This window comes from Mumia sp. zg.B21 (assembly GCF_019550855.1).
Taxonomy (GTDB): Bacteria; Actinomycetota; Actinomycetes; order Propionibacteriales; family Nocardioidaceae; genus Mumia.
Genome location: NZ_JAHWCJ010000004.1, coordinates 720507 through 742451 on the forward strand (window position 1 = coordinate 720507; position 21945 = coordinate 742451).

Here is a 21945-nt window from a genome sequence, read left to right on the forward strand (position 1 = left end):
CTCGCACGTGTAGGCTGAGAACCGAAAGACATCCTTTAACCACCGTCCCGTGAGGCGGAGAAGGAGGTCAGCCGGTGTCTGCGCACACCCCTGATTCCACGTCCCCAGCATCCTCGGATCCTGCGGGCGGCACCTCGACCGTGGTCCTCGACGCCGGTGACATCTCCCGGGCGCTGACCCGGATCACCCACGAGATCATCGAGAAGAACCGCGGCTCGTCCCGCGTGGTCGTCCTGGGCATCCCGACGCGTGGGGTCGAGCTCGGCCGCCGTGTCGCCGAGCGGATGAGCGAGGTCGACGGGCACCCCGTCCCGTACGGCTCGCTCGACATCACGATGTATCGCGACGACCTGCGGATGAAGCCCGCCCGCGCGCTGGAGAAGACTGACATCCCCGTCGATCTCGACGACCGGGTCGTCGTCCTCGTCGACGACGTCCTGTTCTCCGGCCGCACCATCCGCGCCGCCCTCGATGCCCTCAACGACCTCGGCCGGCCCCGGGCCGTCCAGCTCGCGGTCCTGGTCGACCGCGGCCACCGAGAGCTCCCCATCCGCGCCGACTTCGTCGGCAAGAATCTCCCCACCTCCCTCGCCGAGCAGGTCAAGGTCGCCGTGTCCGGCCTCGATGAGCGCGACGAGGTCCGGATCGTCTCCGCGCGCCAGGTCGCACCCGGGGCAGGCACCCGATGAGGCACCTCCTCTCCACCGGTGACCTCTCCCGCGACGAGGCCGTCCTTCTCCTCGACACCGCCGAGGAGATGCTGAGCGTCGCCGAGCGACCCATCAAGAAGCTGCCGACGTTGCGCGGCCGGACGGTCGTCAACCTCTTCTTCGAGGACTCGACCCGCACCCGGATCTCCTTCGAGGCCGCCGCCAAGAGGCTCTCCGCCGACGTGATCAACTTCGCCGCCAAGGGATCGAGCGTGTCCAAGGGCGAGAGCCTGAAGGACACGGCGCTGACCCTGCAGGCGATGGGCGCGGACGCGGTCGTGATCCGCCACGGCGCCTCCGGTGCGCCCGCGCGGCTGGCCCGCGCCGGCTGGATCGACTCGGCCATCCTCAACGCCGGAGACGGCTCGCACGAGCACCCGACGCAGGCGCTCCTCGACGCGTTCACGATGCGCCGGCACCTGGCGCCCGCCGGCGACCGCACCCTCGAGGGCCGGCGGGTGGCGATCGTCGGTGACGTCCTGCACAGCCGGGTCGCGCGGTCCAACGCTCTCCTGCTCAGCACGCTCGGCGCCGAGGTCACTCTCGTCGCCCCGCCGACACTGATGCCGTACGGCGTGGCGTCGTGGCCGGTCGAGACCTCGTACGACCTCGACCCGGTCCTCGCCAAGTCCGACGCGGTCATGATGCTGCGCGTCCAGCACGAGCGCATGAATGCGGCCTACTTCCCGAGCGCCCGCGAGTACAGCCGGCGCTACGGACTCGACAGCAAGCGGATGGCGAAGATGCCCGACGACGCGATCGTCATGCACCCCGGCCCGATGAACCGCGGCATGGAGATCAGCGCCGACGTCGCCGACTCCACGCGCTCGGTGATCGTGGAGCAGGTGACCAACGGGGTCGCCGTCCGCATGGCGGCGCTCTACCTGCTGCTCAGCGGCGCCCGCACCCCCGAGCCGACCCCCGGCGACGCCGGCGGCGTTCTCTCCGACCAGACAGAAGGGCAGGCATGACCGCCTACGTGATCCGCAACGCGAACCTCCTCGGTGACGAGGTCACCGACCTGCGCATCGTGGACGGCGTCATCTCCGAGATCGGTCGCGACCTCGACACGGGAGACGCCGAGGTCCTCGACGCCGACGGCCTGATCGCGCTCCCCGGCCTGGTCGATCTCCACACCCACCTGCGCGAGCCAGGCCGCGAGGACGCCGAGACCGTCGAGACCGGGACGCGAGCCGCCGCGGTCGGCGGCTTCACCCTGGTCCACGCCATGGCCAACACCGACCCCGTCGCCGACACCGCCGGCGTCGTCGAGCAGGTCTGGCGGCTCGGGCGTGAGCACGGCTTCTGCGACGTCGCGCCCGTCGGTGCGGTCACCGTGGGGCTCGGCGGATCCACACTCGCCGAGCTCGGCGCGATGGCCGACTCGGCCGCTCACGTCCGGGTCTTCTCCGACGACGGCAAGTGCGTCTCGGACGCGGTGCTGATGCGCCGGGCGCTCGAGTACGTCAAGGCCTTCGACGGCGTCATCGCGCAGCACGCCCAGGAGCCGCGCCTCACCGAGGGCGCGCAGATGAACGAGGGCGAGCTCTCGGGTGTCCTCGGCCTCACCGGCTGGCCCGCGGTCGCCGAGGAGGCGATCATCGCGCGTGACGTCCTGCTCGCCGAGCACGTCGGCTCCCGTCTGCACGTCTGCCACCTCTCGACCCGCGGATCGGTCGAGATCGTCCGCTGGGCGAAGTCCCGCGGGATCGACGTGACCGCCGAGGTGACCCCGCACCACCTGCTGCTGACCGACCAGCTGGCGGCGACGTACGACCCGATCTACAAGGTCAACCCGCCGCTGCGCGCGGCCGACGACGTCGAGGCGCTGCGCGAAGCGCTGGCCGAGGGTGTGATCGACATCGTCGCCACCGACCACGCGCCGCACCCGAGCGAGGACAAGGACTGCGAGTGGGCGGCGGCCGCGTTCGGCATGACCGGCCTCGAGACCGCGCTGTCGGTCGTCCAGCACGCGATGGTCGACACCGGGCTCCTCGACTGGGCCGGCGTCGCCGAGCGCATGTCGACCGCGCCCGCGAGGATCGGTCGCGTCGCCACCCACGGTCGTCCGATCGCCGTGGGGGAGCCGGCCAACGTCGTGCTGTACGACCCGCGTGCCACCCGCGTCGTCGAGCCCTCCGACTCGGTGTCGCGCTCGCGCAACACGCCGTACCGAGGCATGGAGCTGCCGGGCCGCGTGGTCGCGACCTTCCTCCGAGGGCGGCCCACCGTCCTCCACGGCGCCGTGGTCGAGGAGGTGGCCGCATGAACGCCACCGCCACCGCCACCACCACCACCCGTGCCACCCGCACGCCGGCGATCCTGGTGCTCGAGGACGGCCGCGTCTTCCGCGGGGAGTCGTACGGTGCGCTCGGCCAGACCGTGGGAGAGGCGGTGTTCTCCACCGGGATGACCGGATACCAGGAGACGCTGACCGACCCCTCCTACCGGCGGCAGGTTGTCGTGATGACGGCGCCGCACATCGGCAACACCGGGGTCAACACCGAGGACGCCGAGTCGGACCGGATCTGGGTCGCGGGCTACGTCGTCCGCGAGCCCGCGCGGGTCGCGAGCAGCTGGCGCGCCACCGCGACCCTCGAGGACGACCTCGTCGAGCAGGGGATCGTCGGCATCAGCGGTGTCGACACCCGAGCCTTGACCCGTCACCTCCGTGAGCGGGGCGCCATGCGGGTCGGGATCAGCTCGGTCTCCGAGGACGCCGACGCGCTGCTCGCCGTGGTGCGGGAGTCCCCGTCGATGGCCGGCGCCGATCTCGCCGGCGAGGTGACGACGTCGGAGCCGTACGTCGTGCCCGCGGTCGGCGAGAAGCGGCTGACGGTCGCCGCGGTCGACCTCGGCATCAAGGCGATGACGCCGCACCGGATGGCCGAGCGCGGGATCGAGGTGCACGTCCTGCCGGCCGACGCAACGCTGGAGCAGGTCCGTGCCACCGGAGCCGACGGCGTCTTCTTCTCCAACGGGCCGGGCGACCCCGCCGCGACCACCGACGCCGTGTCGCTGCTCCAGGACGTGCTGCGCGAGCGCACGCCGTTCTTCGGGATCTGCTTCGGCAACCAGATGCTGGGCCGAGCACTCGGGCTGGAGACGTTCAAGCTCACCTACGGGCACCGGGGCATCAACCAGCCGGTGATGGACCGCACCACCGGCAGGGTCGAGATCACCGCGCACAACCACGGGTTCGCGGTCGCGTGGCCGACCGACCTGGGCGACACCGTGGCGACGCCCTTCGGCGACGCCGCCGTGAGCCACGTGTGCCTCAACGACGACGTCGTCGAAGGCCTCGAGGTCCGCGACGACGACGGCGACCTGGTCGCGTTCAGCGTCCAGTACCACCCCGAGGCCGCCGCCGGCCCGCACGACGCCGAGCACCTGTTCGACCGGTTCACCGAGCTGATGACGGCGCGCCGGACCCGCAGCACAGAAGGGACGGTGCGCTGAATGCCCCGCCGTGACGACATCTCCTCCGTCCTGGTCATCGGGTCCGGCCCGATCGTGATCGGGCAGGCCTGCGAGTTCGACTACTCCGGCACGCAGGCGTGCCGGGTGCTGCGCAGCGAGGGCCTGCGGGTCGTGCTGGTCAACTCCAACCCGGCGACGATCATGACCGACCCCGAGTTCGCCGACGCCACCTACGTCGAGCCCATCACCCCGGAGTTCGTCGAGCGGGTGATCGCCCAGGAGCGGCCCGACGCATTGCTCGCGACCCTCGGTGGCCAGACCGCGCTCAACACCGCGATGGCGCTGGACGCCGCCGGTGTGCTCGAGAAGTACGGCGTCGAGCTGATCGGGGCCTCGGTGGAGGCGATCGAGAAGGGCGAGAACCGCGAGTTGTTCAAGGCGATCGTCGAGGGACTGCCGGAGGCCTGGGCCGCAGAGGTCGCCCGCTCGCTCATCTGCCACACGATGGACGAGTGCCTGGAGGCCGTCGAGACCCTCGGCTATCCCGTCGTCGTCCGGCCGTCGTACACGATGGGTGGTGTCGGCTCGGGCATCGCCCACGACGAGGAGGATCTCCACCGCATCGCCGGTGCGGGCCTCGCCGCGAGCCCGACCACCGAGGTCCTCCTGGAGGAGTCGATCCTCGGCTGGAAGGAGTACGAGCTGGAGGTGATGCGCGACAGGGCCGACAACGTCGTCATCGTGTGCTCGATCGAGAACCTCGACCCGATGGGCGTCCACACCGGCGACTCGATCACGGTCGCGCCGGCGATGACACTGACCGACCGCGAGTTCCAGCGGCTGCGCGACATCGCGATCGGCGTGATCCGCGAGGTCGGAGTCGAGACCGGCGGGTGCAACATCCAGTTCGCGGTGAACCCCGCAGACGGACGCATCGTCGTCATCGAGATGAACCCGCGGGTCTCCCGCTCGAGCGCCCTCGCGTCGAAGGCGACCGGCTTCCCCATCGCCAAGATCGCCGCCAAGCTCGCGATCGGCTACACGCTCGACGAGATCCCCAACGACATCACGCGGGAGACGCCGGCGAGCTTCGAGCCGACGCTCGACTACGTGGTCGTCAAGGTGCCGCGATTTGCGTTCGAGAAGTTCCCGTCCGCCGACGAGCGCCTGACGACCCACATGAAGTCGGTCGGTGAGGCGATGGCGATCGGCCGCAGCTTCACCGAGGCGCTCCAGAAGGCCCTGCGCTCGCTGGAGCGGCCCAACGCCGCCTTCGACTGGCGCCGCGAGTGGGTCGACCTGGACAAGGACGCGCTGCTCGCCGAGATCGCCGTCCCTCACGACGGCCGGCTCAAGAAGGTGATGGACGCGATCCGTGCCGGCGCGACGCCCGACGAGCTCTTCGAGGCGACCAGGATCGACCCCTGGTTCCTCGACCAGCTCGCGCTCATCAACGAGGTCGCCGCCGAGGTGACGGCCGCCGACGAGCTCACGCCCGGTCTGCTGCGCAAGGCCAAGCGGCACGGGTTCTCGGACGACCAGATCGGCAAGATCCGCGGCATGAGTGCCGACGTCGTGCGGGGCGTGCGGCACGCGCTGGGGATCCGCCCCGTCTACAAGACGGTCGACACCTGCGCCGCCGAGTTCGCCGCCCGGACGCCCTACCACTACTCGTCGTACGACGAGGAGACCGAGGTGGAGCCGCGCGAGCGTCCGGCGGTGCTGATCCTCGGCTCCGGACCCAACCGCATCGGGCAGGGGATCGAGTTCGACTACTCGTGCGTCCATGCGGCGCTCGCGCTGTCGGAGATCGGCTACGAGACCGTGATGGTCAACTGCAACCCGGAGACCGTCTCGACCGACTACGACACCTCCGACCGGCTCTACTTCGAGCCGCTGTCGCTCGAGGACGTGCTCGAGGTCATCCACGCCGAGCGCCAGGCCGGCCCGGTCGTCGGCGTCATCGTGCAGCTGGGGGGCCAGACCCCGCTCGGGCTCGCTGCGGCGCTGGAGCGCGAGGGCGTCCCGATCGTCGGGACGTCGCCGGCGGCCATCGACCTGGCCGAGCACCGCGGGGCGTTCGGGCGGGTGCTGGCCGACGCGAACCTCCCCGCACCCAAGCACGGCACGGCGACCTCGTTCCCCGGGGCCAAGAAGGTCGCCGACGAGATCGGCTACCCGGTGCTGGTCCGGCCGTCCTACGTCCTGGGCGGGCGCGGCATGGAGATCGTGTACGACGAGCCGACGCTCGCCGACTACATCGCGCGGTCGACCGAGATCTCGCCCGAGCACCCCGTCCTGGTCGACCGGTTCCTCGACGACGCCGTCGAGATCGACGTGGACGCGCTCTTCGACGGGACCGACCTCTTCCTCGGCGGCGTCATGGAGCACATCGAGGAGGCCGGGATCCACTCGGGCGACTCCTCGTGCGCGCTCCCGCCGATCACGCTCGGCGCCGAGGACCTCGCCAAGATCCGGGTGTCGACCCGGGCCATCGCCGAGGGCGTCGGGGTCCGCGGACTCATCAACATCCAGTTCGCCCTGAGCTCGGACGTGCTCTACGTCCTCGAGGCGAACCCGCGCGCCTCGCGGACCGTCCCGTTCGTCTCGAAGGCGACCGGCGTCCCGTTGGCGAAGGCAGCCGCTCGACTGATGCTGGGGGAGTCGATCGCCGACCTGCGTGCCGCCGGCGTCCTGCCGGCGGAGGGAGACGGGGCCGACGTCGGCCCGGACGCCCCCGTCGCGGTCAAGGAGGCGGTGATGCCCTTCAACCGGTTCCGCACCCTCGAGGGCATGTCCGTCGACACCCTGCTCGGCCCCGAGATGCGCTCGACCGGCGAGGTGATGGGGATCGACGCGCTCTTCGGCACCGCGTTCGCCAAGGCTCAGGCCGGAGCCCAGGAAGGGCTGCCGACCTCGGGCAAGGTCTTCGTCTCGGTCGCCAACCGCGACAAGCGCCACATGATCTTCCCGATCAAGCGGCTGGCCGACCTCGGCTTCGAGATCGTGGCCACGTCCGGCACGGCCGAGGTGCTGCGCCGCAACGGCGTCACCGCGACCGTGGTCCGCAAGCTCAGCGAGTCCTCGGCCACGAACGACGGCCGACGGTTGGTGGATCTGATCACCTCCGGAGAGGTCGGTCTCGTCGTCAACACCCCGCACGGGACGACCTCGGGAGGCAGCCCGCGCGTCGACGGCTACGAGATCCGTACGGCGGCGATCGCTGCCGGCGTGCCGTGCATCACGACGGTGCAGGGTCTCGCCGCCGCGGTGCAGGGCATCGAGGCGGCTCGCGAGGGCGGCGTCGGAGTGCGTTCGCTGCAGTCGTGGGCCGAGGCCGTACGCCCGCGGTCGACTCCCGCGCGGGACGACTCGTGAGCGCGACGCAGGCCCAGGGGACGGTGGTGTCGCGCACCCTGGTCGGCGACTACCACCACCTCGTCATCGCCGCCGAGGGCATCGCGGCGCACACGCGCCCCGGTCACTTCGTCGCGCTGGCCGTCGGAGGAGCCGACAGTGCGATGCTCCTGCGGCGGGCGTTCTCGATCTATCGCACGTCGACGACCGGACGCCACGGCGAGACCGTCGAGATCGTCTTCGCCGAGCACGGCAAGGGCACCCGCTGGATGGCCGATCTCGCACCGGGCGACCCGATCGACGTCGTCGGGCCGGTCGGCCGACCGTTCGCGCTGCCGAAGGAGCCGGTCTCCTGCGTGCTCGTCGGCGGCGGGTACGGCTCCGCACCGATGTTCTCGCTCGCGACCACGCTGCGCGAGCGCGGCTGCGCGGCGCACCTCGTGCTCGGTGCCGCCACGACCCCGCGCCTCTTCGGGCTGCTGGAGGCCAACAAGGTCGCGAGCAGCGTGCACGTGACCACCGAGGACGGGTCGACCGGCACCCGAGGCCGGGTGACCGACGTCCTCGCCACCCTCGTCGACGACACCGACGCCGCGGTGGTCTACGCCTGCGGCCCGATGGGGATGCTGCGAGCGGTGTCCGAGGTCGCCGAGGACAACGGCGCCTGGAGCCAGTGCGCCGTCGAGGAGTCGATGGCGTGCGGCATCGGGGTCTGCATGACCTGCGTGCTGCCCGTCGAGGGAGAGGACGGCATCGTCCGTATGGTCCGCAGCTGCGTCGAAGGCCCCGTCTTCCGGGGCGACCGGGTCCTGTGGGACGCCGTCGGGACCATCCCGCCGGGGACGCTGGGAGGTCCGCGATGACGACGACGGCTGCCATCGCGCCCGAGGAGGTCGATCTCTCGGTCGACCTGTGCGGTGTGACGCTTCCGAACCCGGTGATGACCGCCTCGGGCTGCGCCGCCGCCGGTCGTGAGCTCGACCAGTTCTTCGACGTCGCGGCGCTGGGTGCGGTCGTCACCAAATCGATCATGCTCAACCCGCGGTCGGGTCGCCCGACGCCGCGGATGGTCGAGACGCCGTCAGGGATGCTCAACTCGATCGGCCTCCAGGGACCCGGGATCGACGCGTTCCTGGCCCGCGACCTCCCCTGGCTGGTCCAGCGGGGCGCTCGAGCGATCGTCTCGATCGCGGGGGACAAGCCGGACGACTACGTCGAGCTGGCCCGGCGGGTCGGCCAGGCCCCCGGCGTCGCGGCCATCGAGGTCAACATCTCCTGCCCCAACGTCGAGAACCGCGGACTCGTCTTCGCCTGCGACCCTGACTCCTCGTACCGGGTGGTCGAGGAGGTCCGCCCGCACATCCCCGCCGACATCCCGGTGTTCGCCAAGCTGACGCCCGACGTCACCGACATCGCCGCGATCGCGGGAGCCGTCTCCGACGCCGGAGCCGACGGCGTCACCGTGATCAACACTCTGCTCGGTCTCTCGATGGACCCCGACACGCTGCGCCCTCGGCTCGGCGGTGTCACCGGTGGCCTGAGCGGTCCGGCGGTCCGTCCGGTCGCGGTCCGCGCGGTCTGGCAGATCCGAAAGGCGCTGCCCGACCTGCCGATCATCGGCGTCGGCGGCATCCGCACGGGGTTCGACGCGCTCGAGTTCGTGCTCGCCGGGGCGCTCGCCGTGCAGGTCGGGACCGTCATCTTCAACGACCCCAGCGCCCCTGCCCGCATCGTGCGCGAGCTGCGCGACGAGCTCGCGCGGCGGGGGATCCGATCGCTCGACGAGGTCAGAGGAGCCGCGCATGGCTGAGACAGCGCACGCGACGAGGTCGTTCGGCGCACGGCTGAGCGAGGCGGTGGGGGAGTACGGCCCACTGTGCGTCGGCATCGACCCGCACGCGTCGCTGCTCGCGGACTGGGGGCTCTCCGACGATGTCGCTGGACTCGAGCGGTTCGCGTCGACCGTCGTCGAGGCGATGTCCGGCGAGGTGGCTGTCGTCAAGCCGCAGTCGGCGTTCTTCGAGCGGCATGGCGCTGCTGGTGTCGCGGTCCTCGAGCAGACGATCCAGACCGCGCGCGAGGCAGGGCTCCTCGTCCTGCTCGACGTCAAGCGCGGAGACATCGGCTCGACGGCTGCTGCGTACGCCGACGCGTACCTCGATCCGGCCTCGCCGATGCGTGTCGACGCGGTCACGGTGTCGCCGTACCTCGGCTTCGGGTCCCTCGAGCCGTTCCTCAGCGCAGCCGAGCGGCACGGGGGAGGGGTGTTCGTCCTGGCACTGACCTCCAACCCGGAGGGGCCCGAGGTGCAGCACGCCCGTGTGGGGGAGCAGACCGTCGCCGGACGGATGCTGGGCCACCTCCGAGACCGCAACGCCGGGGCGCAGCCGCAGGGCTCGTACGGTGCCGTCGTGGGCGCCACGGTGGGTGACCTGACCGAGGACGTGGCGATCGGCGGCCCTCTCCTGATCCCGGGCTTCGGAGCGCAGGGCGGGACCGTCGCCGACCTGCGACGGCTCTTCGGGCACGTGTGGGAGCACGTGCTGCCCGCCAGCTCCCGCGGCATCCTCGCCGCGGGTCCCGACGTGTCCGCCCTGCGGGGTGCGGCACGCGCGGTGCGCGACCAGCTCGGTTGACCAGGGCCCTCGCCCAGGACTTCGACGGCGGCTAAGGTGGCACTCGCCGTGCGGCGACGTCCCCTCTCCCGGTCGCTGCGCTCGTACCCCGCGATCGCGGATACGTACGCCCCACCAGGTCGCCGAGCGGCCGCACGACAAGGAGCTTCCATGCGCCGTCTCACCTTCGCCATCGCGAGCGCCACGCTGGCCGTCGCCACCCTGGCCGGATGCGGTGGCGACGACAAGGACACCAACGAGGCCTACTGCGACTCCGTACGGTCCGCCGCGAAGTCGATCAACGGCGTCACGGGACAGGGCGACATCAAGGCCGCGGTAGACAGCCTCAAGAAGGTTCGCGACGAGGCCTCGGGCAAGACCAAGGAGAACTGGGACATCCTGATCACCTCGTACGAGGCCGTGCAGAAGGGCGATGTCGCCGACGTCGACTCCGCCAAGCTGGAGAAGGCCGGCAAGGACCTCGAGAAGCAGGTCAAGGCCGACTGCGACATCGACCTGAACGAGAGCACCAGCTAGCTCGGGTCCCTTCTCGGGGACCCCGATCGCGGGCTAAGGTGCTGGGACCTCGGGGTGCACCTCTGGTGTCACCTCGTGTCCGGTGTCGTTGAGGAGGGCCCCCCGCATGTCCCGTCGCACGCTTCCCACCGTCGTCGCTGTCCTTCTCGTCGTCGGTCTCGCCGGGTGCAGCGGCGGCGAGGACCGCGACCAGGACATGCCTGCCGCCGCGGCCGGTGACGAGGCCTCGGCGAGCGGAGACGCTCCGGCCACGGCGTCGGCGACCCCGTCCGCGACGGCGTCGCCGACGCCGCGCCCTGTCACCTCGCCGTACTGCGACGTCGTGGTCGCCCATCGCGACCGTCTCACCGGCATCGGTCGTGACGGTTACCCCACCGACGACGCGCTGAGCGAGACCGTGGCGGCGGTCGCTGCGGTCCGCGATGCATCGCCACGGCGTGTCGCGCCTCGCTGGGGCGTGCTCCACAAGAGCCTGGTCGACCTTCAGCGAGGCATCGCACGAGCGGGTTTGCGCATGGAGGACCTTGCCGACGCCTCCGTCACCGCCGAGCTCTCGGCGCAGCAACGGGTCGCCGTCCGGAAGGCCGTGCAGCGTCAGAGCCGCGTCCCGAAGACCCGTGCGGCGGTCGAGGCGCAGGTGAAGCGCATGTGCCGGGTCGACCTCTCCGCGTCGTGACCAGCGCGGCCTACTAGGCTGTCGCCGACCCGCGACGCGGTGGGCGACTTCGTGTTGCCGCCCTGCGGAAACCCTGGCTAAGTTCACTGAATCGACCCGACCCACGAGGTGACCCACGTTGGCCCTTCCTTCGCTCACGCCTGAGCAGCGCCAGGCCGCGCTCGAGAAGGCGGCGGCCGCGCGCCGTGAGCGCGCCGAGATCAAGAATCGCCTCAAGCACTCGGGTGCCTCGCTCTCGGAGGTGCTGGAGGACGGCCAGACCAACGACGTCGTCGGCAAGATGAAGGTCTACGACCTGCTGCAGTCGATGCCCGGCCTGGGCAAGGTGCGTGCTCGCCAGATGATGGAGCGGATCGGCATCGCCGACTCGCGGCGCGTGCGCGGACTGGGCGTCAAGCAGATCGCTGCTCTGGAGCATGAGTTCGCCAACCGTGGCTGAGTCCGTGCCCCCCGCCTCGGGCGCTGCCCGGCTCGTCGTGCTGGCAGGACCGACCGCTGTCGGCAAGGGCACGGTGGCGGCGTGCGTGCGCGCCGAGCATCCTGACATCTGGATCTCGGTGTCGGCCACGACGCGACCTCCACGGCCCGGAGAGGTCGACGGGGTCCACTACCACTTCGTGACCCCGGCCGAGTTCGACCGGCTGGTCGACGACGGGCAGATGCTCGAGTGGGCGGTCGTCCATGGCAACCACCGCTACGGGACACCCCGGATTCCCGTCGACGAGCACCTCGCCGCCGGCACGCCCGCCCTGCTGGAGATCGACCTCCAGGGTGCGCGCCAGGTGCGCGAGGCGATGCCCGAGGCGTTGTTCGTCTTCCTCGCGCCGCCGTCGTGGGAGGAGCTGGTCAGCCGCCTCGTCGGACGAGGGACCGAGGACGAGGCCGAGCGCGAGCGTCGGCTGGCCACCGCGAGGGTGGAGCTCGCCGCGGAGAAGGAGTTCGACGTGACGATCGTCAACGCCGACGTCCGCCGCGCCTGTGCCGAGTTGGTAGCATTGGTCCAGAATCCCCCGGACGTCGTCCGGGGAACACCCACGAATCCCTTGTGAGGCCACCACGTGTCCGGCACCCAGGCTGCCCCTGAAGGCATCACCTACCCGCCCATCGACGACCTGCTCAGCAAGGTGGGCTCCAAGTACGAGCTCGTCCTGGTGAGCGCCAAGCGCGCCCGCCAGATCAACGCGTACTACGCGCAGCTCGGCGAGGGCCTGCTCGAGTACGTCGGTCCGCTCCTCGACACCCACGTCCAGGAGAAGCCGCTCTCGATCGCGCTGCGCGAGATCGACGGTGGCCTGCTCAAGACCGAGCCCGAGACTCCCGACGCCGAGGAGCAGGGCGCCAAGCAGGCCTGACCTGCTGACGGCGTCGAAGCCCATGAGCAACGTCGTCCTGGGTGTAGGCGGCGGCATCGCCGCCTACAAGGGCGCGGAGATCCTGCGCAGGTTCAGCGAGTCCGGCCACCGCGTGCGCGTGGTGCCGACGGCCGCGGCCCTGAAGTTCGTCGGTGCCCCGACCTGGGAGGCGCTGTCGGGACAGCCGGTGAGCACGGACGTTTTCACGTCCGTGCCGGAGGTCCCGCACGTCTCGATCGGTCAGTCCGCCGACCTCGTCGTCGTGGCACCGGCGACCGCCGACCTGCTGGCCAAGGCCGCGCACGGGTTGGCCGACGACCTGCTGACCAACACCTTGCTCACCGCCCGGTGCCCGGTCGTGATGGCACCGGCGATGCACACAGAGATGTGGGAGCACGCGGCGACCCAGGCCAACGTGGCCACGCTGCGGTCGCGCGGCGTGATCGTTCTCGAGCCCGCCGTGGGTCGACTGACCGGCAAGGACACCGGCAAAGGGCGTCTCCCCGACCCGGGCGAGGTCGTCGAGGCCGCACTGGCCGTCCTTGCGCGCGACGAGGCGCGGACGAACGACCTCGGTGACGTGCGCGTCCTGATCAGTGCCGGAGGCACCCGCGAATACCTCGACCCCGTCCGCTACCTCGGCAACCGGTCCTCCGGGCGCCAGGGCATCGCGATCGCCCAGGCCGCCGTGTCCCGAGGAGCGAAGGTCACGCTGGTCGCCGCGAACGTGTCGGTCCCCGTGCCGGCCGGTGTCGACGTCGTCCGGGTCGAGACGACCGCCGAGCTCCACGACGCGATGCTGGAGCGGGCTGGGTCGGCCGACGTGGTGGTGATGGCCGCGGCGCCCGCCGACTTCCGTCCCGCCGCAGTGGCCGCGACCAAGATCAAGAAGGACGACGCCGGGTCGGTCCCGCAGGTCACGCTCGTCCAGAACCCCGACATCCTCCGCGATCTCGTCGAGCGTCGCTCGGGCGCCGCCGCGCCGCTGATCGTCGGCTTCGCCGCCGAGACCGGGGACGACAGCGCGGGCGTCCTCGACCACGCTCGGGCCAAGCTGGCACGCAAGGGCTGCGACTTCCTGGTGCTCAACGACGTGAGCGGAGGCAAGGCGTTCGACCGTGCCGACAACGAGGTCGTCGTCCTCGGCCGCGACGGCAGCGTCGCCGAGGTCCCGTACGGCCCCAAGGTCGCGGTCGCCCACGCGATCTGGGACACGGTCGCCCAGCGTCTGGACAACGGCTGATCGTTCGCCGACCCGCGGTATAGGCTGGGTCGACTCGTCCAACGGCAGCCGAAAGGACACCCTGTGAGCCGCCTGTTCACCTCTGAGTCCGTGACCGAGGGTCACCCGGACAAGATCGCCGACCAGATCAGCGACAGCGTGCTCGACGCACTCCTCGCGCAGGACCCCCAGGCGCGCGTCGCCTGTGAGACGTTCGTGACGACCGGACTCGTTCTCGTCGGTGGAGAGGTGACCACCCGCGCGTACGCCGACATCGCCCGGATCGCGCGCGACCGCGTCCTCGAGATCGGCTACGACTCGTCGACCAAGGGCTTCGACGGCGCATCCTGCGGTGTGACCGTGACGATCGGCCAGCAGTCGCCCGACATCGCCCAGGGCGTGGACCAGGCCTACGAGGAGCGGGCCGAGGGCTCGGCCGACCCGCTCGACCTGCAGGGTGCCGGTGATCAGGGGCTGATGTTCGGCTACGCCACCGACGAGACCCCCGAGCTCATGCCGCTGCCGATCACGATCGCGCACCGGCTCGCGGAGCGGCTGACCGCCGTACGCAAGGACGGCACGGTTCCCTACCTGCGTCCCGACGGCAAGACCCAGGTCACCATCGAGTACGACGACGACCACCGGCCTGTCCGGGTCGACACGGTCGTGGTCTCGACCCAGCACGCCGCCGACATCGACCTCGAGGCGATGCTCACCCCCGACGTCAAGAAGCACGTCGTCGACGCGGTCCTGGACACGTTCGACATCGACCACGCCGACTACCGGCTGCTGGTCAACCCGACCGGTCGCTTCGAGATCGGCGGCCCCATGGGCGACGCCGGCCTGACCGGCCGCAAGATCATCATCGACACCTACGGAGGCATGGCTCGCCACGGTGGCGGCGCCTTCTCCGGCAAGGACCCGAGCAAGGTCGACCGCTCCGCCGCGTACGCGATGCGGTGGGTCGCCAAGAACATCGTGGCGGCCGGACTCGCCAGCCGGGTCGAGTGCCAGGTCGCCTACGCGATCGGCAAGGCGCACCCGGTCGGGTTCTACATCGAGACGTTCGGCACCGAGAAGGTGCGGCTGGAGCGCATCGTCTCCGCCGTCGATGAAGTCTTCGACCTGCGTCCCGCCGCGATCGTGCGCGACCTCGACCTCCTGCGCCCGATCTACGCCAAGACCGCGGCCTACGGTCACTTCGGACGCGAGCTCCCCGAGTTCACCTGGGAGGGGACCGGCCGGGCCGACGCCCTGCGCGCGGCCGCCGGAGTCTGACTGCGGCACACGCCCACGTCCGGACCCCTTGGTAGAACTACCTGGTGACCGAGACGCGCGACGCTCAGCCGGCCCTGGTGGAGGAGACCCCTCCGCCGGGGCCGCGCGCGGCCGACCCACGGTTCGCCGGTGCCGCCGAGCACCTCCCGATCGCGCGCGTGGCGGCAGACGTCAGTCTCGCCCACCTCGACCGCCCGTTCGACTACCTGGTGCCGGCCGACCTGGCCGACGACGCGGTGCCTGGCTGTCGAGTCACCGTCCGCTTCGCCGGCAAGCAGGTGGGCGGCTTCGTCCTCGAGCGAGCGGCCACGACCGAGCACGTCGGCCGTCTGGGCCGACTCGGTCGTGTCCTCTCGCCGGAGGTGGTGCTGCGTCCCGACGTCGTCCGCCTGTGCCGCGAGGTCGCCGACCGCTACGCCGGTGTCTTCGCCGACGTCGTCCGCCTGGCCGTCCCGCCCCGTCATGCCCGCACCGAGAAGAAGGCCCCGCGCGAGGTCGCGATCGAGCCGCTCGGTCCTGCCCAGGACGACGCCTGGGCGGTGTACGAGGGCGGCTCCGACTTCGTCCACGCCCTTGCCGACGGCTCCGGCCCCCGCGCCGTGTGGAACGCTGTGCCGTCCGATCCGCCCGAGCGCGCGCTCGCGCAGGCCGTCGACGCCGTCTTGCGCTCGGGACGCGGGGCGGTGGTCTGTCTCCCCGACGTCTCCGACGTGGTGCGCGCCGATGCCGTCTTCACCGAGGTCCTCGGACCGGGCCGCCATGTGGTCCTCACCGCCGACCTCGGTCCGTCGGCACGCTACGCGGCGTTCCTCGCCCTCGCCCGAGGTCAGGTCCGCGCGGTGGTCGGCACCCGTGCGGCCGCTTTCGCACCCGTGCACGACCTGGGGCTCGTCGCCGTCTGGGACGACGGCGACGACCTGCTCGCCGAGCCACGGGCGCCGTACCCGCACGCCCGTGAGGTCCTGCTGACGCGGGCGTGGGACACCGGGTGCGGAGTGCTCGTCGGAGGCTATGCACGCACGGCCGAGGCCCAGCAGCTCGTCGCCTCCGGGTGGTGCCGCTCTCTCACGGCCCCGATGCGCGAACGGCGTGCGCACTGGGCGCGGATCACCATCGACGCGGGGGCGGGGGCGCTCCAGGCCGCACGGATCCCCGGCGCGGCGTTCGCCGCGGTCCGGTCGGGGCTCGCCGTCGGCCCGGTGCTCGTCCAGGTGCCGCGCGTCGGCTATCGGGCCGCACTCGCGTGCCAGGACTGCCGGACACCGGCCCGGTGCGGGCGCTGCAGCGGACCCCTCGGCCAGGACCGGCCCGGGGACGCCCCCCGCTGCCGGTGGTGCGGCGAGGCGGCCGCCGACTGGTCGTGCCCCACCTGCGGGGGGAGGCGGCTGCGGGCACCGGTGTCGGGGGAGCGGCGTACCGCAGAAGAGCTCGGGCGCGCCTTCCCCGGCGTGCGGGTCCGCAGCTCCGCCGGTGACGCGGTGCTGCGCGAGGTGCCCGACGAGCCGGCGATCGTCGTCGCGACGCCGGGGGCGGAGCCGCGCGCCGAGCGCGGATACGCTGCCGCGCTGCTCCTCGACACCGCCGCCTCCCTCTCCCGACCCGACCTGCGGACGCACGAGGAGTCGCTGCGCCGCTGGCTCAACGCCTCCGCGCTGGTGCGGTCGTCGACCGACGGCGGCCAGGTCGTCGCCGTCGGAGATCCCGGGCTGCCCGTGCTCCAGGCGTTGGTGCGGGCCGATCCCGTCGGCCACGCCGAGCGAGAGCTGGTCGCCCGGATCGAGACCCGGCTCCCGCCCGCGGCCCGGCTCGCAGCCGTCGAGGGCGAGCTGCCCGCCCTCCGCGAGCTCGCGGGTGGACCGTGGCCGGAGCACGCTCAGGTCCTCGGGCCTGTGGAGCTCCGGCCGGCAGGGGAGGACGAGGACCACCCGTGGGGTCGGCTGATCGTGGCAGTGCCCCGTACGGAGGGTGCTGCCCTCGCGCGCCGGTTGCAGGTGGCGCAGTCGGAGCGGGCGGTGCACAAGGCTCGCCCGTACCGCATCGCGATCGATCCCCAGGCTCTCGGCTGACAGGCTGCGGCCCGGTGAGGCGGACCCCGGTGAGCAGGCGGTGTCACGAGTAGTCGGCCACCACCCGTTGCCGCTCGCCATCGACGGTCATCGTGCCGCCGTAGGGCACGATCCACTGGGGACGCGTGTGTCCGAAGGGGATGCCGACGACGACGACCGCCTCCGGGTTGTAGGTCGCGACGGTCGCTGTGACCACGTCTCGCTGGGCGTCGCGGAGGCGTCGACGCTCGTCGGTCGGGGGTCGGTGCTCCAGGTCGGACGTCGGTGGGCGCGCGACGAGGACCGCGTCGACGGCCGAGAGCAGCCCGCGCTCGCCGATCGACCGGAGGATGCGACCCACCGTCTGTGCCGAGGGCAGCTCCTCGGAGGTCTCCACGAGCAGCACACCCCCGTCGAGCACTCTCGGCGGGAAAGGGAATCTGTCGGCGGTGAGGATCCACTCGAGGACCTCCAGGCACCCGCCCCAGGTGCGGCCCGTGACCGAGCGTGCCGGGCCGTGCCAGGTCCACGGCTCCGTGGCCTCGCGCTCGCCGTACGCGGTCAGCGCGGTCGGGTCGTCCCACGGCCTCCCGGTGTCCTCGGACTCCCCGGGTTCGCTGAGCTCGAGGGTGCCGCCGGACAGCAACGCCGCGCGCAACGAGGCCGCGTGGATCGCGTCCACGCCGGGTCCCGCCCCGAGGTGGACCTGCGTCGATCCGCCGTAGAAGCCGGCGACGCCGTTCACCCAGAGCCAGTTGAGGAGATTGGTGTTGTCGCTGTAGCCGAGGAAGGGCTTGGGGTCGGCGCGGGCGAGGGCGGGGTCGAGGTGGCGGACGACCGTGATCTGATCGTCGCCGCCGACCGTGGCGAGGATCGCGCGGATGTCGGGATCGGCGAATGCGGCGTTGATGTCGCTCGCCCGTGCCTCTGCGGAGGAGTCGGCCCGTGTCGTTGCGTACTCGACCGGCTCCAGACCGGTCACCTCGCGCAACCGGACCATCGCCTGCTCGTGGACGGCGGGGAAGTGCGCGGGGGCCGCGAAGGAGGGGGAGAGCACCGCGACACGGTCGCCTTGTCGGGGCTTCGGGGGATGGACGACGGGGTGCGGCTGCTGAGTCATATCTCCACCCCATCACGCCGGTGGCGCGGAGCGACCGGATTTCGGCAGGAGGCGCCCCCTACGCTGGTCCTGTGAGACTCGTCTTCGCCGGGACCCCCGAGGTCGCGCTGCCTGCCCTGGATGCCCTCGTCGAGAGCGACCACGAGGTGGCCGCTGTCGTCACCCGACCCGACGCGCGCGCCGGCCGCGGCCGTACGCTGCGCCCGTCTCCGGTGGCCGCGAGGGCGCTCGACCTCGGGATCGAGGTCCTGCGGCCGCCGCGTCCGAGCGATCCCGACTTCGTGGCGCGCCTGGGCGAGATCGCTCCGGACTGCGCACCCGTCGTCGCCTACGGCGGGCTGATCCCGGCCGACGTGCTCGCGATCCCGCGCCTGGGCTGGGTCAACCTCCATTTCTCCGTCTTGCCCGCCTGGCGTGGAGCCGCACCTGTGCAGCACGCACTCATCGCCGGGGACGAGGTCACGGGCGCGTCGGTGTTCTCGTTGGTCCCCGAGCTCGACGCCGGTCCGGTCTTCGGGCTGCTGACCGAGCGCATCCGGCCCGAGGACACCGCGGGGACGCTGCTGGCGCGGCTGGCCGACGTGGGGTCAGGCCTGCTCGTCGACGTGCTCGACCATCTCGCCCTCGGTGACATCGAGGCGCGCCCCCAGCCGGAGGACGGGCTGTCGTACGCGCCGAAGCTCACCACCGAGGACGCGAGGGTTGACTGGTCCGCGCCCGCCCTCGGGGTCGACCGGCGGATCCGCGGCTGCACTCCCGCCCCGGGCGCGTGGACGACCTACGCCGACGAGCGCCTCAAGGTCGGGCCGGTCACGGTGCTCGACAGCGCCGAGCTGAAGCCGGGCGCGCTCGGTGTCTCGAAGACGGAGGTCCGGGTCGGCACCGGCACCACCGACGTGGTGCTCGGCGACGTCCAGCCGCACGGCAAGAAGGCGATGCCGGCCGCGGACTGGGCGCGAGGCGCCCGTCTCGAGTCGGGGACCCGCCTTGGCTGAGCGCCGCGACCGTCCGCAGACACGCCAGCGCGTCGACCCCACCCGCCGGGTCGCGTGGGAGGTGCTGCGCGCGGTCGAGGAGCAGGACGCCTACGTCAACCTCCTGCTGCCCGGCCTCCTGCGCGAGAACGGCATCACGGGACGGGACGCGGCCTTCACCACCGAGCTGACCCACGGCACGATCCGGAGGTCCCGCACCTATGACGCGGTGCTCGACCGGCTCGCTCCCAAGGGGATCGACGCCCCGGTGCGTGACGTCCTGCGGCTGGGGGTCCACCAGCTCCTCGCCATGCGGGTGCCGAGCCACGCGGCGGTCTCGACCAGCGTCGACCTGACCCGCGCCGTGATCGGGCACCGGCCCGCCTCGTTCGTCAACGCGGTGCTGCGCAAGGTCGCCGCCGCTGACCTGGACACGTGGGTGTCGTGCGTCGCCCCGCCGTACGACGACGACCCGGTCGGCCACCTGGCGGTCGTCCACGCACACCCGCGATGGGTGGTCGAGGCGTTCCGCGATGCGCTCGGCGACGCCGCGCCGGAGGAGCTCGCGGCGCTGCTGGCGGCTGACAACGCACCTCCGCGGGTCACGCTGGTGGCTCGCCCGGGACTCGCCGAGCCCGAAGACCTCGAGGGTCTCGAGGGCGAGGCGGGGGAGTGGTCGCCGTACGCGTTCCGGCTCGCCGGCGGCGACCCGGGCGCCGTGCCTGCCGTGCGCGAGGGTCGGATCGGCGTCCAGGACGAGGGGTCGCAGCTGGTCGCGATCGCCGCCGCGTCGTTCGCCGTCGACGGGGCCGACGAGCACTGGCTCGACCTCTGCGCCGGCCCCGGCGGCAAGGCGGCCCTGCTCGGCGCCATCGCCGGCGGACGTGACGCGCACGTGCTCGCCAACGAGGTCACGCCGCACCGTGCGGAGCTCGTCCGATCGGCCGTGCGGCTGCTCGACAACGTCGATGTGTCGGTCGAGGACGGACGCACGCTGGAGACCGGCACCGCATACGACCGTGTGGTCGTGGACGCGCCCTGCACCGGTCTCGGGGCGCTGCGGCGGCGGCCCGAGGCGCGGTGGCGCCGGCAGCAGTCGGACCTCGACGACCTGACGGTGCTCCAGCGAGACCTGCTGAACCATGCGGTGGACCTTGCGCGACCTGGCGGGGTGGTGACCTACGCGACCTGCTCGCCGCACCGGCGCGAGACCCGCGAGGTCGTGGAGGCCGTGCTCGCCGCACGTGACGACGTCGAGCTCGTCGACGCGACCAGCGTGCTCGCCGGTGTGCCCCACCTCGAGCGTTCGGAGCCGTACGTCCAGCTCTGGCCGCACCTGCACGGGACCGACGCGATGTTCGTCGCGGCCCTGCGCCGCACCCGCTGACCCCTTCCTCTCCGCTCGCGGGTCACCCTCTGGCGCCCGCGGGTCAGTTTCTGGCGTCCGCGGGTCGGTCTCTGGGGTCCGCGGGTCACTCTCCGCGCGGATGGTGACCCGCGAGCGCCAGAGAGTGACCCGCGAGCACGCGGCGGTGACCCGCGAGCGCCAGAGAGTGACCCGCGAGCACGCGGCGGTGACCCGCGAGCGCGCGGCGGTGACCCGCGAGTGCGCGACGGTGACCCGCGAGCGGCAGGGGACGGGGACTCACGTGTCGGGCACATCGGCGGGTCCGGCTAGCCTGACGCCATGGGCCTGCGCATCTCGCCGAGCATCCTCTCCGCCGACTTCGCCAACCTCGAGAGCGAGGTGACGCGGATCGCGAACGCCGACTGGCTGCACGTGGACGTCATGGACAACCACTTCGTCCCCAACCTCACGCTCGGCCTGCCCGTGGTCGAGGCGATCGGCAAGGTCACCGAGACCCCGATCGACGTGCACCTGATGATCGAGGACCCCGACCGCTGGGCGCCTGCGTACGCCGAGGCCGGGGCGGGCAGCGTGACGTTCCACGTCGAGGCGGCGGCCGCGCCCGTACGCCTCGCCCGCGAGCTGCGCGCGCGTGGCGCACGGGCGTCGATGGCGCTCAAGCCCGCCACACCCATCGAGCCGTACGAGGATCTTCTCCCCGAGCTCGACATGGTGCTGCTGATGACCGTCGAGCCGGGATTCGGTGGGCAGGCGTTCCTCGACATCATGCTCCCCAAGATCCGGCGCACCCGGGCGCTGCTGGACAAGCACGGCGGCGACATCTGGCTCCAGGTCGACGGCGGAGTCTCCGCGACGACGATCGAGCGGTGCGCCGAGGCCGGTGCGGACACGTTCGTCGCCGGCTCCGCGGTCTTCGGCGCGGACGACCCGGCGGCGATGGTCGACCAGCTGCGGGAGCAGGCCGCGGCCGCGAACCACCGTCACGCCTGAGGAGCCCCGGCTCACCCCTGGGCGCGTGGCGTACGTCTCACCGACCGGCGGGATGGTGCGGGTGTCGCGGGGCCTCTCGTACACTGGCTCCAGAGCATTGCGTGCTCCGGGGTCGGTGTAATTCCGAGCCGGCGGTAACAGTCCGCGACCCAGAAGCCTCCGGGCGACTGGTTGACCTGGTGGAACTCCAGGACCGACGGTGAAAGTCCGGATGGGAGGATCACGCAGACACCTCTGACGTGGGACCCGTGGGTCCGCACGCAGAGGCGTCCGTTCGACG

General features: G+C 71.9%; 20 protein-coding genes and 1 riboswitch. Of the genes, 19 read left to right on the forward strand and 1 reads right to left on the reverse strand.

The window, feature by feature from the left end:
* The first annotated feature begins 74 nt into the window (after positions 1-74).
* The 16 genes from pyrR to KV100_RS18780 all read left to right on the forward strand — a co-directional run bounded on the left by pyrR (position 75) and on the right by KV100_RS18780 (position 17233).
* The gene (pyrR, locus tag KV100_RS18705) at positions 75-689 is read left to right on the forward strand and encodes a bifunctional pyr operon transcriptional regulator/uracil phosphoribosyltransferase PyrR (protein WP_301021942.1); all 615 of its coding nucleotides are present in this window, start codon (positions 75-77) and stop codon (positions 687-689) included.
* Positions 686-1681: an aspartate carbamoyltransferase catalytic subunit gene (locus tag KV100_RS18710; protein WP_220344639.1), complete on the forward strand. Its 996-nt coding sequence runs from the start codon at positions 686-688 to the stop codon at positions 1679-1681. The genes pyrR and KV100_RS18710 overlap by 4 nt, the downstream gene beginning before the upstream one ends.
* Complete coding sequence (locus tag KV100_RS18715; protein ID WP_220344641.1) at positions 1678-2979, forward strand: dihydroorotase; 1302 nt, start codon at positions 1678-1680, stop codon at positions 2977-2979. Before KV100_RS18710 ends, KV100_RS18715 begins: the two co-directional genes overlap by 4 nt.
* Positions 2976-4169 carry a glutamine-hydrolyzing carbamoyl-phosphate synthase small subunit gene (gene carA, locus KV100_RS18720; RefSeq protein WP_220344643.1) on the forward strand — a complete coding sequence of 398 codons (1194 nt, stop codon included), beginning with the start codon at positions 2976-2978 and terminating at the stop codon, positions 4167-4169. Before KV100_RS18715 ends, carA begins: the two co-directional genes overlap by 4 nt.
* Positions 4170-7508 carry a carbamoyl-phosphate synthase large subunit gene (gene carB / locus KV100_RS18725; RefSeq protein ID WP_220344645.1) on the forward strand — a complete coding sequence of 1113 codons (3339 nt, stop codon included), beginning with the start codon at positions 4170-4172 and terminating at the stop codon, positions 7506-7508. It abuts the gene before it with no gap.
* Positions 7505-8350, forward strand: coding sequence for a dihydroorotate dehydrogenase electron transfer subunit (locus tag KV100_RS18730; RefSeq protein WP_220344646.1), 846 nt, complete (start codon positions 7505-7507; stop codon positions 8348-8350). Before carB ends, KV100_RS18730 begins: the two co-directional genes overlap by 4 nt.
* On the forward strand, positions 8347-9297 hold the full coding sequence (locus KV100_RS18735) for a dihydroorotate dehydrogenase (protein WP_220344647.1): 951 nt from the start codon (positions 8347-8349) through the stop codon (positions 9295-9297). Before KV100_RS18730 ends, KV100_RS18735 begins: the two co-directional genes overlap by 4 nt.
* A complete protein-coding gene (gene pyrF, locus KV100_RS18740; protein WP_220344648.1) occupies positions 9290-10123 on the forward strand; it encodes an orotidine-5'-phosphate decarboxylase in 834 nt (277 codons plus the stop codon). Before KV100_RS18735 ends, pyrF begins: the two co-directional genes overlap by 8 nt.
* Before the next feature lie 150 nt (positions 10124-10273).
* A complete protein-coding gene (locus KV100_RS18745; RefSeq protein ID WP_220344649.1) occupies positions 10274-10639 on the forward strand; it encodes a hypothetical protein in 366 nt (121 codons plus the stop codon).
* A 106-nt stretch (positions 10640-10745) separates the two neighbouring features.
* The gene (locus KV100_RS18750) at positions 10746-11315 is read left to right on the forward strand and encodes a hypothetical protein (protein WP_220344650.1); all 570 of its coding nucleotides are present in this window, start codon (positions 10746-10748) and stop codon (positions 11313-11315) included.
* A 118-nt stretch (positions 11316-11433) separates the two neighbouring features.
* Positions 11434-11754 (forward strand): integration host factor, actinobacterial type, encoded by a 321-nt coding sequence (mihF, locus tag KV100_RS18755; protein WP_220344651.1) that lies wholly within the window; start codon positions 11434-11436, stop codon positions 11752-11754.
* Complete coding sequence (gmk, locus tag KV100_RS18760) at positions 11732-12364, forward strand: guanylate kinase (RefSeq protein ID WP_220344652.1); 633 nt, start codon at positions 11732-11734, stop codon at positions 12362-12364. The genes mihF and gmk overlap by 23 nt, the downstream gene beginning before the upstream one ends.
* A gap of 9 nt (positions 12365-12373) precedes the next feature.
* Positions 12374-12667: a DNA-directed RNA polymerase subunit omega gene (gene rpoZ / locus KV100_RS18765; RefSeq protein ID WP_220344653.1), complete on the forward strand. Its 294-nt coding sequence runs from the start codon at positions 12374-12376 to the stop codon at positions 12665-12667.
* Between the two features lie 22 nt (positions 12668-12689).
* Positions 12690-13910 (forward strand): bifunctional phosphopantothenoylcysteine decarboxylase/phosphopantothenate--cysteine ligase CoaBC, encoded by a 1221-nt coding sequence (coaBC, locus tag KV100_RS18770; RefSeq protein ID WP_220344654.1) that lies wholly within the window; start codon positions 12690-12692, stop codon positions 13908-13910.
* A gap of 63 nt (positions 13911-13973) precedes the next feature.
* The gene (gene metK / locus KV100_RS18775; RefSeq protein ID WP_220344655.1) at positions 13974-15167 is read left to right on the forward strand and encodes a methionine adenosyltransferase; all 1194 of its coding nucleotides are present in this window, start codon (positions 13974-13976) and stop codon (positions 15165-15167) included.
* Positions 15168-15211: 44 nt separating this feature from the next.
* Complete coding sequence (locus tag KV100_RS18780) at positions 15212-17233, forward strand: primosomal protein N' (RefSeq protein WP_308291479.1); 2022 nt, start codon at positions 15212-15214, stop codon at positions 17231-17233.
* Between the two features lie 43 nt (positions 17234-17276).
* Here KV100_RS18780 and KV100_RS18785 read toward each other — a convergent pair whose 3' ends face one another.
* Positions 17277-18269: an LD-carboxypeptidase gene (locus tag KV100_RS18785; RefSeq protein WP_308291480.1), complete on the reverse strand. Its 993-nt coding sequence runs from the start codon at positions 18267-18269 to the stop codon at positions 17277-17279.
* Positions 18270-18403: 134 nt separating this feature from the next.
* Between KV100_RS18785 and fmt the strand changes: the two genes are divergently transcribed.
* From fmt to rpe, 3 genes are all read left to right on the forward strand, one after another.
* Positions 18404-19327 (forward strand): methionyl-tRNA formyltransferase, encoded by a 924-nt coding sequence (fmt, locus tag KV100_RS18790; protein ID WP_220344657.1) that lies wholly within the window; start codon positions 18404-18406, stop codon positions 19325-19327.
* Positions 19320-20693 carry an RsmB/NOP family class I SAM-dependent RNA methyltransferase gene (locus tag KV100_RS18795; RefSeq protein ID WP_220344658.1) on the forward strand — a complete coding sequence of 458 codons (1374 nt, stop codon included), beginning with the start codon at positions 19320-19322 and terminating at the stop codon, positions 20691-20693. The genes fmt and KV100_RS18795 overlap by 8 nt, the downstream gene beginning before the upstream one ends.
* Positions 20694-20993: 300 nt before the next feature.
* Positions 20994-21665: a ribulose-phosphate 3-epimerase gene (rpe, locus tag KV100_RS18800; RefSeq protein ID WP_220344659.1), complete on the forward strand. Its 672-nt coding sequence runs from the start codon at positions 20994-20996 to the stop codon at positions 21663-21665.
* Positions 21666-21762: 97 nt separating this feature from the next.
* Positions 21763-21893: riboswitch (FMN riboswitch) on the forward strand.
* Positions 21894-21945 lie beyond the last annotated feature (52 nt).